This window comes from Bradyrhizobium sp., assembly GCF_049586575.1.
Taxonomy (GTDB): Bacteria; Pseudomonadota; Alphaproteobacteria; order Rhizobiales; family Xanthobacteraceae; genus Bradyrhizobium.
Genome location: NZ_JBAVCF010000141.1, coordinates 1 through 12,103, shown reverse-complemented (window position 1 = coordinate 12,103; position 12,103 = coordinate 1). Strand labels below are relative to the sequence as shown.

The following is a 12,103-nucleotide window of genomic DNA, read 5'->3' as shown; positions in this document are numbered from 1 at the left end:
TGTGGTTCGCAGATGCGAACGCGGCCCGCTCGGGCACACCGTGTCTTTCTGTCGGTTGTGACATACCCTCAGGGGTGCCGTCGCAGGGTTGGTAGGAATTAGGGTTGGCGTAGTCTCCGGGGTGATCAACCTCGAATCGTCCGGCGTTGAAGCGTCGGACTGGAGACTACGCCATGACCAAGCTTACCACGAAGCCTGATTCCAAGCAGCCTGCGACTGAGATGGCTGTTGATCTTTTCGACAACTGGTTCGACCCGATCGAGACCGAGGTACGGGCTCGGGCGCGTCAGTTCATCGAAGAGCTGATCTGCGGCGAACTCGATACCGCGCTGGCACGGCCGCGTTACGAACGAAGCAAGATGGCCGGCAATGAAGCAGGGGCCTGCGTCAAGGGCCACCGTCATGGTAGCCGGACGCGCTCGCTGACGGGCACGTTCGGGCCGATCGAGATCGCGGTGCCGCGGGCCCGGCTAATCACGCCGGAGGGCGGGACGGCGGAATGGAAGAGCCAGGCGCTGCGGGCCTATCAGCGACGTACGCTTGCCGCCGACGCGCTGATCGCAAGCAGCTACCTGGCCGGCACCAATACCAGGCGGGTGCGTCGCGCGCTGGCGGCCTTGTTCGGCGGGACGGTCGGCAAGGACACGGTGAGCCGGACCTGGCGCAAGGTGAAGGGCGACTGGGACGCCTGGAACAGCCGCTCGCTGGCCGCCGAGCCGATCGTGCGCCTGATCCTCGACGGTACTGTTGTTCGGGTGCGCCTCGACCGCAAGGCGACCTCGATTTCACTGCTCGTTGTGCTGGGCGTGCGAGCGGACGGCCAGAAGGTTCTGCTCGCGATCAAGAGCATGGGCGGCGAAAGCGCCGAGGCATGGCGCACGGTGCTGGATGATCTCGTCAAGCGCGGGCTGCGGCGTCCCGAATTCCTCATCGTCGACGGCGCACCAGGGCTCGACAAGGCCATTGCAGTCGTCTGGGACGGAGTGCCGGTGCAACGCTGCACGGTTCACAAGCACAGAAACCTGCTGGCGCATGCCCCGGAGCGCCTGCACGACGAGATCACCGCGGATTACAACGACATGATCTATGCGACGACGCCTGAGGAGATCACCGTTCGCCGCAAGGCCTTTATCCGCAAATGGCGGCTCAAGCATCGTGCCGTTGCCGACAGCCTGGAGGAAGCGGGAGACCGCTTGTTCACCTTCGCGCGCCTGCCGCCGGGCCAATGGCGCAGCCTACGCACCACCAATGCGATCGAGCGATTGCACGAGGAGTTCAAGCGCCGGATCAAAACCCAAACCGTACTGCCGTCGGCCGACACCGCCGCGATGATGTTCTGGGCGCTGCTCGCCTCGGGACAGATCAGCATGCGCAAGGTGGATGGCTGGAACACGCTCGCCACAAAACCCACTGATCAGCCAATTGACCTTGCCGCCTGAAACGATAACTTCATGTTACCCGGGAATACGCCATACCGAATTCCAACCGCATTCCGGACGGCACCGCACAAGTTCAAGCTGGCGATAAGTGTCCGCGGCCGGAGGTTATTCCAGATTGATGCGAAATGGCCGCCCTTCGCTGGTCAGGCTTCCCGGGCCCATCTGGTCCAGGGCGCGCAGCATCCGGCCTTCGCGCCCCAAGGCCTTGTCCGCCAGGCTGACGATCAGGCGGTTCGGCGAGGCAATCGGGGACGCGGCCCTGATCTGGCGCGCGATGGCGATTTCGTCGCGATGCGGATTGAGCGCGCAGGCGGCGGCAAATGCGCTCGCAGTCGAGCGGCTGATGCCGGCGTAACAGTGCACGACCAGCGGCGCGCTGCGATCCCAGCCACGCACGAAATTCAGCACCTGCTCGATATGCATTTCCGACGGCGCGACAAAGCCTTCGATCGCTTCGTTGATATCGTCCATCTGCACCTTCAGGTGATTGGCGGGTAGCACCGATTCAGGCCGTTGAACCTGATCGACATTGGCCATCACGGTGAGGATGTGGCTCGCGCCAATGGCCTTGACGGTTGCGGGGAGGGCGGCGAGCGAGCAGACATGGATCATGTTTTTTCCTTGTTCTCCGCTCGATTATACGACCGCGAGCCGGGCCGGTGAAGGGCGGAAGGTGTGCACAGCTTTGCCTTCCCGCGGCGCAATACGTCCGGGTGATTGCATCGAACCCCTCCGTAACAGGGCGCAGGCAATGCCGGACGCATTGGCGCACCCACAGCCTTGTATGCGAATGAAAAAAGCATACGAGCGTAGTCACCACGGTCACATCGGTTCACCCGGCATTCCCCGCGCAATGGTTTAACGGTTTCCTTCGTGCTCTCTATCGGACAGGAATGGCGCGGGCTTCTAAAGGTGATCTGCCCGACGTCACAAGCGAAAACGTCTGCGACAGATGGGCACGACGGGCAAATCACTTGCCGCGCTCTGATTGTGTGTCAAATGAATTCCGTCATTCCGGGGCGCCAATCGCCCGAAACGACAGGCACCCGTCCAATCCAACTTGTATCGCCTATTCCGCCGCCAGCGCCTTGAACCGCGCCAGATACCGCTTCTCGGCCTTGGCTGCGCTCCACGGCGTCAGGTAATCCTCGCGCGTCGCTGGAGATAATCCGGGATCGCGGCCGAACAGGCGTTTCGCCTCGGCCTGGGCAAAGCCCGCCAACTCCGTGGCTTCGAGATACGCCGCGCCCTTGTCGGCAGCCTTGATCGCCTGGGTGATTTGATCTGCGAGCACCGGCGGCAGGCCGAAACGGATGTGGATCGCCGACAGCAGGCGCTTTTCGACCGCCTTGTAGTCTTCGCCGAGCACGGCCTTGAACGGCGAGATCATGTCGCCGATGACGTATTCCGGCGCATCATGCAGCAGGGCGGCGATCCGCCAGGTGACGTCGATGCGTGGCGTCTGTTCGCGCAGCACGGCTTCGACCAACAGGGTGTGCTGCGCCACCGAAAAGATGTGCAGCCCGGTCGTTTGTCCGTTCCAGCGCGCCACCCGCGCCAGTCCATGGGCGATATCGGCGATTTCGATATCGAGCGGCGAAGGTTCGATCAGGTTGAGGCGCCGGCCGGAGAGCATGCGCTGCCAGACGCGCGCTGCTGGGTTCGCGGCCGATTTCTTCGCCGTCATTTGACTTTGAGGCGAGGGCTGCGGCGTTGGCCGGCGCAGCTTTCATGGCAAAAGCAGGTGACGAGATGATCGTTGACCATGCCGGTGGCCTGCATGAAGGCGTACACGATGGTGGGGCCGACGAACTTGAACCCGCGCGAGGAAAGCTCTTTCGACATCTTGATCGAAACCGGTGTGGCGGCGGGAACGCTCGCGGTGGTCTTGAACTGATTGACCCTGGGTTTGCCGTCGACGAAATCCCACAAAAGCTTCGAGAAGCCAGTACCTTCTTCCATGATCTTCAGGTAGGACTTGGCGCTTGCGATGGTGCCCTCGATCTTGGCGCGATTTCGGACGATGCCGGCGTCGTTCATCAGGGCATGGACTTTTTTGGCGTTGTAGCGGGCGATTTTCTCGGGGCGAAAATCGTCAAAGGCTTTCCGGAAGTGATCGCGCTTGCGCAGGATCGTGATCCACGACAGGCCGGCCTGGAAACCGTCGAGGATCAGCTTCTCATAGAGCGCGCGGTCGTCGAATTCCGGCACGCCCCATTCGGTATCGTGATAGGCGACATAAAGCGGATCTTCGCCCGGCCAGGGGCATCGCGTTTTGCCGTCGGCATGCAGGCGCGCACCTCTCGTCATGCGACCGTCTGCTTCGGCTTTAAACGCAACTCGTCCGGCTCGGCGATGTGGATCGAAAGGCCCCCCGCCGTGAGCGGCGTACCGGCCTCCAGCGCCTCACCGGCGCGATCGATCCGGATCAGCGCCAGCGCACGACGATCCGCCGCCGAGCCCATGGTGCCGACCGATTTGTCGCCGGCAAGGACCGTCGATCCGACTTCCGGCGCCGGCCCATCGAGCAGCACACGCACGGTGCGTGTCCGCGCGGTGCCGCGATGTTGCATCCGCGACACAACTTCCTGGCCGATATAACAGCCCTTGTCGAAATCGACACCGGAGAGGCGGTCCATATTGGTTTCGTGCGGGAAGGCATCGCCATAGATGAAGTCGAGACCGCCGCGGGGCGCGCCTACAGCAATGCGGTGCGCCTCATAGGCGGAGCTGTCGACCAGCTCGGCACCGATCAGATCGGCGGCCTTCTGCGCAAGTTCGGCGGGAACGAGAATACGAAGGCCGAGATTGGCGTTACGTGGATCGGTGAAGGTGAGATCTGGCTTCAATGCGACATCGCCATCCCATACGGCGAGTACGCCGAGGCTGTCGGAAAGGTTTTCGATTCCGACGTTGGCGCGCAGCCGGTAGAACGAGAGCTTGTCGGTGAGAGCCTGCGCGAGCACTTTCGGGCAATCGATCAGAAAGCCGCCGCCATGACCGGACGGCGCCTCGGTGATCAGGAAATCTACGACGATTTTACCCTGCGGCGTCAGCAACGCGCCGAAACGCCCCAATCCCGGTTGCAGCCGCGCGACATCTGTGGTGACGAGGCCGTTGAGAAAGTCACGGGCGGTTTCGCCTGTGACCTTGACCACGCCGCGGTCGGGTAGAAACGCAGCCTTCATGTAAAAATCTCATGTGACATCTCACATGAGAACGTAAGCCGCGGATGGCTAAACAACAAGGGCTTGCAACAGGTTGCGTCTATTGCCTGGCCACCGCGGTGGAGAACTCGCCATTGCGAACACGAACGACGAGGCCCTCGACGAATTTGGCAACCGCGTCTTCGCCGTAGGTGCGGACCAGTTCGGCGAAGGCTGCAAACAGGCTCGCTTGCGCCAGGCAATCGCCGTCGATGCCGTCATGCCTTGCCTCCGCCCAGGCTTCGCTGAGATAGCTGAGCGCGGCTTGCTTCTGTTCCTGGTCGGGCAGCAGATCGCGGGCGATGGAGGGCGCGGGAGGGCTCATGAAATTGAAGCAGCTTTCGAGCGAGGAAGGTCCGTGGTGTAGCATGCCAGGCGGGGCCGCCTAGACCGGTTCTTTAGGAAAGGTTAACGGGGTCAAAGGAATCCGGCCGCGATGCGCATGGCGAGCTAATTCGCGTAGCGCGCGGTCAGGTCGCGCGAAATCTTCAGGCCCTCGTCGATGTAGCGGCGGATCGCCAGCGTCGCCGCCGGCGTGCAGGAGCGATAGGTCTGCTGGAAGCCGTTATAACCGCGGTTGAAGCCTGCGATCATGCGCGTCCGCCGGTCTCCGCTCGGGGTTTCGGCGTCGAGCAGCGCCTGCATCTCGTTGCGCCATTTGCCGCCTTCGTTGCTGCCGCAAATGCCCCTCAGATAGTGCAGGGTTCCGAGGATCTCCGCGAACCGCTGCAACTCGCTATCGAATGGCGCGGCATTTTCCTGCGCGCGGAGAGGCGCCAGCAGGCAGCACAGGACGATGAGGACGACAGGGAGAAGCTTCGACATGAAAGCGTCCGGAGGTTGCCGCGATGCCACGTGAACTTCGGCATCGGAACTCTGGTGCTCCGATTCCGAAGTTCGCCTGCATTTGCGGCACTCTCTCATGCGAACGTCGGAATTAAAGGAGCACCAGCAAATTATGGGTTTCTGGTGCGGTTTAGAATTTGAAGTCCCTATGACGAGATTACCGCGAAACTGATAGGAGCTTCAAATTCACCGCACTAGGGATATGCCCGCTCGGGGTGCGGGACGCAAGCTGCCCAATGCTCTCGCTATGTGCCCAAAACGCGGCGGGCGGACTGGATGACCTCCTGCAAGCCCGTTGTCGTCTTGAGGCCGCCAAGCGCGTCCGGCGCGAGCCACTGATAGTCGTCGAGTTCCTCGTTCAGCTTGGGCTCGCCCGCGCTCCAGCGTGCGGCAAACGACAGGATCACGTAGTGCCCGGTTCCTTCGCCCGCCGGCATGACTTCGCGCCAGGCGGCGAGACCCGCGATCTCGATTCTGAGCGCGGTTTCCTCAGCGACCTCGCGATGCAGGGCGGCGTGAAGGGTTTCGCCGAATTCGACCCGGCCGCCGGGCAGCGAATAAAAACCCTTCGCGGGGGACCGCGCGCGCCGCACCAGCAGAATCCTGCCTTCGCGGAAAATCGCCGCGCTGACGGCGAGCTGGGGATGGGAAGGCTGAGGAGACGGCGCCAAGGAATGATCCAGAGACAGAGGCCCCGTGCATTGGGGGCGATACTCAGTTTAAAAGAAGAGCATCTAGGATCAATGGGTCATGATGTATTCGACGTCGGCGGCGCCGTTGCCGTTGGTGGCTTCGCCGTTGATGACGCCGCCGGCCCGCATCACCAGCGGCTTCACCCAGCCGGTGGCCTGTTGCGCCAATCGGGTGCGGGTTGTATCCAGTTGCACCTTTCGCATGGCGTCGCTCACCGCTGACAGGATCGAGGTGATGGCGCTCGTGATGTTGTCGAAGTCGGTGCGAGTGCCGGTGTCGGCCCTATTGTAGGCCTCGATCGCAAGATCCCTTGCCTTGAAATTGGAAGCCGTAAAATGTTCGGCGTACGATAGCGGCTTCCAGGTGAGAAAGTCTTCGACGCATTCCGGCATATCGGGAATCATCTCAAGCAGCATGACGGCTTCGTTGAAGTGATTCAGATAGTCGGTGGCAAGCCCGGTGCGCGGGTTGATGTTGGCCGCGCGCAGCAAGGCCGCCCGCGCCGAATGATCGGCGGCGGTCTTGGATGCGGGGCGTGCTGGTGGGGCCGAGGGTGAGGTCATCTGCCGCAGTGTTAGCGTTTGGGGTAAAAAGTTACTGAACAATACTTACTTGGATACCAATAATGTGCGGACGCTTCGTTATCACTTCGGCGCCTCAGGCACTGCGGCAACTTTTCGGCTATTTGGAGCAACCCAACTTCCCGTCGAGGTATAACGTTGCTCCTACGCAACCAATACCCGTCGTGATGAGCGATAACGGCCGGCATTTTCGCCTGATGCGCTGGGGGCTGTGGCCAGCCTGGGTGAAAGATCCCCGTAAATTTACGCTCCTGATCAATGCGCGCGCGGAGACCGTGAAGGAAAAACCGGCCTTCAAAAACGCGATCCGGCGGCGGCGCTGCCTGATCCCGGCCGACGGCTATTACGAGTGGCAATCATTTGAAGGCGGCAAGCGGCCGTATTTCATCCACCGCCGTGACGGCCGCCCGATCGGGTTTGCGGGGGTAGCCGAGAGCTGGGTCGGGCCGAACGGCGAGGAAGTCGATACGGTTGCGATCGTCACAGCGCCTGCGAGCGCCGACCTTGCCGTGCTGCATCATCGCGTTCCCGTCACGATCGACCCGCGTGATTTCGAGTTCTGGGTCGACTGCCGCTCGGATGAGGCCGACACCGTGACGCCGCTGATGCGTGGACCGGAAGAAGGAGAATTCGTCTGGCACGAGGTCTCAGTGCGGGTCAATCACGTCGCCAATGACGACGCGCAACTGATCCTCCCCATCACGGAAGAGCAGCGCGAGGCCGAGCAAACCAGGCCGGCGAAAAGAGCAAGCGCGCGCAAACCGGCTGCCGCCGATTCCGACGACGGGCAGGGCAGTTTGTTCTGAAAGATCAGCCGTTGAGCAACTGCTTCAACTTGGCCACCGCGCTGTCAGGCGTCGTCAGCACGGGTCGCTTGGTGGCTTCCGCCACGAGGTCGGCGGCCGGCGCCATGCTGTACTGCGCGAGCGCTATCAGGTCGCAGTCGCGCAAATCGCGCGATGCCTGCACGACCAGGCGATCGTGCTCGGCGCGGTCGCCGCGATCGAGCGCCGCCATCGCGCCTTCCACCAGTTTCGGCACCAGCTGCACGGTGCCCGGAAATTCGCCCGGCATCGATTGCAGCGTCGGCGGAAAGGTCGACAGCAGGCCGATTCTGTGCCCGCGCGCGACCGCCTGCTCGATCATGGCCTGATTGGGTTTCAGTACCGGCATCGGCGAAAGCTCGCGCGCCACCGCCTCAATGCAGGGGCCGAAGGCCGAGCAGGTAAACAGGATCGCATTGGCGCCGGTCGAGGCGGCATAGCGTCCAAGCGATAGAAAACGTTCGGTCATTTTAGGCGTCAGCCTGCCATCGCGCGCGAGATCCGCCGAAAGGCTGTCGTCGAGCAGATTCATCAGCGTGGCCTCCGGCCAGAGCCGCGCAAACGAAGCTTCGATCGGAACCAGCGAATGTTTGAGAGCGTGAATGAGGGCAATGCGCATTTTTCAATTGTCGCGATAGAGCGATGGCGTGTCAACATGGGCAACCGCCCGCATCATTTGAAGATGTTGAGCGCCGCATATTGCAACAGCATGATTGTCTTGGCATCGACGATGCGACCGTCGTCGATCATGGCGAGCGCCTGCCCGATCGGCAATTCCATGACCTCGATTTCCTCGCCTTCGGAGGCGATGCCGCCGCCGCTGCCGAAGCGCATCCGCGTCTCATATTCGGCGACAAAGAAATGCATTTTTTCGGTCACTGCACCGGGACTCATGAAGGCTTCAAAGATCTTGCGGACCTTGCCAAGCCGATAACCGATTTCCTCTTCCGCCTCGGCGCGAATTCGTACCTCCGGTGATTCGTTGTCCAAAAGGCCCGCCGCAGTTTCGATCAGGAGATCGTCGTAACCGTTGACGTAAACCGCGTATCGAAACTGCTTCACCAGCACCACGGTGCGCTGCTTGAGATGATAGGGCAGCAGCGTTGCGGCATCACCGCGATCGAAGGTTTCGCGTGTCTGCGTCTGCCACTCGCCGCTGGCGCGACGCCACTCGAAAGTGGTGTCCTTCAGCGTGGCATAGTTGCTGGACAGCACGCGAACGTCCTTGACGCGGATACGATCGGAGACGGTCATACCATTCCCTGTTTTTGACTAGGGGGTGGGCTCGCGCCCATCGAGCCACTTGGCGTAGATGATGCGTTCCTGCATCGAATAGCCGAGCGATTGATAGAAATTTTTCACGCCTGTGTTGTCGGCTCGGACCAGGAGTTGCAGTTTTTCGATGCCGCGTTCGCGCAGCCAATTTTCCGCCGCATCCATCATGACGCGTCCATATCCCTTGTGACGGCGATCGGGATCGACCGCGAGGTAGTAGACCCAGCCGCGGTGACCGTCATGTCCAACCAGTACGGTGGCAACGATGGAGCCGCCGTCGCGGCCGGTCAGCACCGTCGCGTTGGATCCTCCTCTTGCGAGCGCGATATCGGCGGCCGGATCGTTCCACGGCCGCGTCAGGCCGCAGGCCTGCCACAGCGCCACGACGTCCGCAACATCGGCGTCGGCGATCGGTGTGATCGTGAGTGCAGGGAGGGTGGTCACAGTACCTTGCCGGGGTTCATGATCCCGAGCGGGTCGAGCAGCGCCTTGATGCCGCGCATCAGTTCGATCGCGACCTTGTCCTTGACGCCGGGCAATTCGTCGCGCTTGAGCACGCCGATGCCGTGTTCGGCGGAAATCGATCCGCCCATCCGCAACACGATCTCGAACACCACCGCGTTGACGTCGTGCCAGCGCGCGAGGAAGTCAGCGGCGTTGGCGCCGACCGGCTGGCTGACGTTGTAGTGGATATTGCCGTCGCCGAGATGGCCGAACGGCACCGGGCGCGCGCCTGGAATGAGTTTCACCACGGCTGCATTGGCCTCTGTAATGAAAGCAGGGACCGCGGCGACGGGCACCGAGATGTCATGCTTGATCGAGCCGCCTTCGGGCTTCTGCGCCGCCGACATTTCGTCGCGCAATTTCCAGAACGCCGCGCGCTGGCTCAGGTTTGCCGCGATCACGGCGTCGTCAACGATGTCCTTTTCCATCCCCCGCGCCAGGATCGATTCCAGCGTCGCGCGTGCGTCGTCGCGCGAGGACGACAGCTCCATCAGCACGAACCAGGAATGTTGGCTTGCAAGAGGTTGGCGAATATCGATGCCATGGCGCACACTGAAATCGACCGCGATATCGGCGAGCAATTCGAAACTGGTCAGGCTGCCGGCGGCTTCGTTCTGCGAGATCGACAAAAGCTTCAATGCGTCCGCCGGCGATTTGAGGCCGACAAAGGCAGTCTCGATCGCACGAGGCTTCGGAAACAACCTCAACGTCGCCGCGGTGATGATGCCGAGCGTACCCTCCGCGCCGATGAAGAGGTTGCGCAGATCATAGCCGGTATTGTCCTTTTTCAGTTTGGACAGGCCATTGAGAATCCGCCCGTCCGCCAGCACCACTTCGAGGCCTAACGCCATCTCGCGCGCCACGCCGAAAGCGAGCGCCGCGGTGCCGCCGGCGTTGGTGGAGAGATTGCCGCCGATGGTGCAGCTTCCTTCCGCGCCGAGCGATAGCGGAAACAGGCGATCGACTTCGGCTGCTTTCTGCTGCGCGATCTGCAACACCACGCCGGATTCGCAAGTCATGGTGTTGGACTCGGGGTCGACGTCGCGGATTTTGTCGAGCCGCCGCGTCGAGACCACGACTTCGCCCTGGTGCGGGGTCTGTCCCCCGACGAGACCGGTATTACCGCCCTGCGGCACCAGCGCGATTTTTTGTTCGGTGGCGAGCTTGCAGATCGCGGAGACTTCCGCCGTCGAGCCCGGCCGAAGCACCAGCGGCGAATGCCCGCGATAAAGCCCGCGCTCCTCGGTCACATAGGGCGCGACGTCGGCAGGTTCCGTTACCGCATATTTGTCACCGACAATGGCGCGAAGCCGCGCGATCAATTCAGGCGAGAGCGGAGCAACCGGCGTCTGGACGATGTTCATTGGCGTCTCTTGAATTCTTTTTTCCGCTCTTCGCTATCTGCCCATCGCGGCGCGGCGCAGCCGGTCGTTGATGGCCTCGCCAAGACCGTGATGCGGTATTGGCATCACCGCGATCGCGCGCGCGCCCTTGGTGTCGAGGATGCGAAGATAGCCGAAAAGGTGGGTGGCAGCCTCGTTGAGATCGCCGCGGATGGACAGATTCATCAGCGCGAGCGCCTTGTCCGTTGCAGCCACGGGATCGCGGCCGAAGGCGAGCAATGCCTCGCCGTCCCCAACTTCGCTGGCGTTCAGCCGTACCGGCGTGCGCGGCGCATAATGCGAAGCCAGCATCCCCGGCGCCAGCGGCTGGGCGTTGTCGTTGACCGCGTCTTCGGGCAGCCGCTGCAAGGCGTGGCCGAGCACGCGCTCGATCGCTTCGCGCGGCAATCCGCCCGGCCGCAACAGCATCGCTGTCCCAAAGCAGGCGAGAATCGTGGATTCGACGCCGACCGTAACCGGGCCGTCATCGATAATCAGATCGATCCGTCCCGTGAGGTCACCCGCCACATGGAGAGCCGTGGTCGGCGAGACGTGGCCTGAAAGGTTGGCGGAGGGGGCGACCACGGCGCCTCCAAAGGCGCGCAGAATGGATTGCGCGATCGGGTGGGCGGGAACGCGGATCGCCACTGTATCGAGGCCCGCGGTGGCCAATTCCGCGACCGGGCAGTCCGCTGTCTTGGGCAGCACAAGCGTCAGCGGCCCCGGCCAGAAGGCTTCCGCAAGCCGCGTGGCGGTCGCGTCAAAACGGGCGATCTGCCGGGCAGCTTTGAGGTCGGCGACATGGGCAATCAGGGGGTTGAAGGAGGGCCTTCCCTTGGCCTCATAGAGCCTCGCAATGGCGTCCGCCTGGGCCGCATCGGCGCCCAGCCCATAGACCGTCTCGGTTGGGAACGCGACCAGGCCGCCGTCGCGGAGGCAGCGCGCCGCCACGGCCACGGCGGCCTCATCGGCCGGCAAAATCTCGGTTTTCAGGCCCACCTTCACAGGGGTTAAATCCTCAAAAATTCGGCTTCTTGCGGTGCGCGAAAGCCAAGGCTATAAGCCGCGTTCTTGTCGGAGTGTGGCTCAGCCCGGTAGAGCACTGCGTTCGGGACGCAGGGGTCGTAGGTTCGAATCCTACCACTCCGACCAGAAATCATTTTTCTTTTCAAAGTGTTGGCGGTAGCTCTGAGAGTACTGCGTCCCACTTTGTGTACTGCTACCGCGCACACAGTGATCGGCGTTATAGTGAGCACTGAACTCACGGGCAATCTTCGCGATTAGCGCGTCCGTGGGCGCCTCGACGTCGGACGGTTTTCGACATGCCAAAATCCACCGAGATCAAGCGTTATC

The 12,103-nt window shown here is 62.2% G+C and carries 15 protein-coding genes and 1 tRNA gene; 3 read left to right on the top strand and 13 right to left on the bottom strand.

The features are described from left to right. Positions 1–221 precede the first annotated feature (221 nt). Positions 222–1,439 (top strand): IS256 family transposase, encoded by a 1,218-nt coding sequence (locus tag WB528_RS05180; protein ID WP_423887355.1) that lies wholly within the window; start codon positions 222–224, stop codon positions 1,437–1,439. A 105-nt stretch (positions 1,440–1,544) separates the two neighbouring features. Here WB528_RS05180 and WB528_RS05175 read toward each other — a convergent pair whose 3' ends face one another. The 8 genes from WB528_RS05175 to WB528_RS05140 form a co-directional block, all read right to left on the bottom strand. Further along, complete coding sequence (locus tag WB528_RS05175; protein WP_423887354.1) at positions 1,545–2,051, bottom strand: tyrosine phosphatase family protein; 507 nt, start codon at positions 2,049–2,051, stop codon at positions 1,545–1,547. 457 nt (positions 2,052–2,508) lie between these two features. Further along, positions 2,509–3,126, bottom strand: a complete 618-nt coding sequence (locus WB528_RS05170; RefSeq protein WP_423887353.1) for a YfbR-like 5'-deoxynucleotidase — start codon at positions 3,124–3,126, stop codon at positions 2,509–2,511. Continuing rightward, the gene (locus WB528_RS05165; protein ID WP_423887351.1) at positions 3,123–3,749 is read right to left on the bottom strand and encodes a DNA-3-methyladenine glycosylase I; all 627 of its coding nucleotides are present in this window, start codon (positions 3,747–3,749) and stop codon (positions 3,123–3,125) included. Before WB528_RS05165 ends, WB528_RS05170 begins: the two co-directional genes overlap by 4 nt. Next, a complete protein-coding gene (locus tag WB528_RS05160) occupies positions 3,746–4,627 on the bottom strand; it encodes a YgfZ/GcvT domain-containing protein (RefSeq protein WP_423887350.1) in 882 nt (293 codons plus the stop codon). Before WB528_RS05160 ends, WB528_RS05165 begins: the two co-directional genes overlap by 4 nt. A gap of 79 nt (positions 4,628–4,706) precedes the next feature. Further along, positions 4,707–4,970 carry a hypothetical protein gene (locus WB528_RS05155; protein WP_423887349.1) on the bottom strand — a complete coding sequence of 88 codons (264 nt, stop codon included), beginning with the start codon at positions 4,968–4,970 and terminating at the stop codon, positions 4,707–4,709. Positions 4,971–5,095: 125 nt separating this feature from the next. Then, positions 5,096–5,470, bottom strand: a complete 375-nt coding sequence (locus WB528_RS05150) for a TIGR02301 family protein (RefSeq protein ID WP_423887348.1) — start codon at positions 5,468–5,470, stop codon at positions 5,096–5,098. A gap of 266 nt (positions 5,471–5,736) precedes the next feature. Then, on the bottom strand, positions 5,737–6,162 hold the full coding sequence (locus WB528_RS05145) for an NUDIX hydrolase (protein ID WP_423887347.1): 426 nt from the start codon (positions 6,160–6,162) through the stop codon (positions 5,737–5,739). Positions 6,163–6,231: 69 nt separating this feature from the next. After that, a complete protein-coding gene (locus WB528_RS05140) occupies positions 6,232–6,747 on the bottom strand; it encodes a hypothetical protein (RefSeq protein ID WP_423887346.1) in 516 nt (171 codons plus the stop codon). A 62-nt stretch (positions 6,748–6,809) separates the two neighbouring features. Here WB528_RS05140 and WB528_RS05135 point away from each other — a divergent pair, with 62 nt between their 5' ends. After that, positions 6,810–7,571, top strand: a complete 762-nt coding sequence (locus WB528_RS05135; RefSeq protein ID WP_423887345.1) for an SOS response-associated peptidase — start codon at positions 6,810–6,812, stop codon at positions 7,569–7,571. Positions 7,572–7,575: 4 nt separating this feature from the next. Here the strand turns inward: WB528_RS05135 and WB528_RS05130 are convergent, their stop codons facing one another. The 5 genes from WB528_RS05130 to WB528_RS05110 are packed head-to-tail and all read right to left on the bottom strand — an operon-like array spanning position 7,576 to position 11,755. Next, entirely contained in the window at positions 7,576–8,208 is a 633-nt protein-coding gene (locus WB528_RS05130; RefSeq protein WP_423887344.1) for an aspartate/glutamate racemase family protein, read from the bottom strand. 53 nt (positions 8,209–8,261) lie between these two features. Further along, positions 8,262–8,843, bottom strand: a complete 582-nt coding sequence (locus WB528_RS05125; protein ID WP_423887343.1) for a GDP-mannose pyrophosphatase — start codon at positions 8,841–8,843, stop codon at positions 8,262–8,264. Positions 8,844–8,861: 18 nt separating this feature from the next. After that, positions 8,862–9,308 (bottom strand): GNAT family acetyltransferase, encoded by a 447-nt coding sequence (locus tag WB528_RS05120; RefSeq protein ID WP_423887342.1) that lies wholly within the window; start codon positions 9,306–9,308, stop codon positions 8,862–8,864. Continuing rightward, positions 9,305–10,732 (bottom strand): FAD-binding oxidoreductase, encoded by a 1,428-nt coding sequence (locus WB528_RS05115; RefSeq protein WP_423887341.1) that lies wholly within the window; start codon positions 10,730–10,732, stop codon positions 9,305–9,307. Before WB528_RS05115 ends, WB528_RS05120 begins: the two co-directional genes overlap by 4 nt. A 33-nt stretch (positions 10,733–10,765) precedes the next feature. Next, complete coding sequence (locus WB528_RS05110) at positions 10,766–11,755, bottom strand: L-threonylcarbamoyladenylate synthase (RefSeq protein WP_423887340.1); 990 nt, start codon at positions 11,753–11,755, stop codon at positions 10,766–10,768. A gap of 70 nt (positions 11,756–11,825) precedes the next feature. On the opposite strand from WB528_RS05110, the gene WB528_RS05105 reads away from it, so the two are divergent. Continuing rightward, positions 11,826–11,902 (top strand) — tRNA-Pro (locus tag WB528_RS05105). The last annotated feature ends 201 nt before the right edge of the window (positions 11,903–12,103 follow it).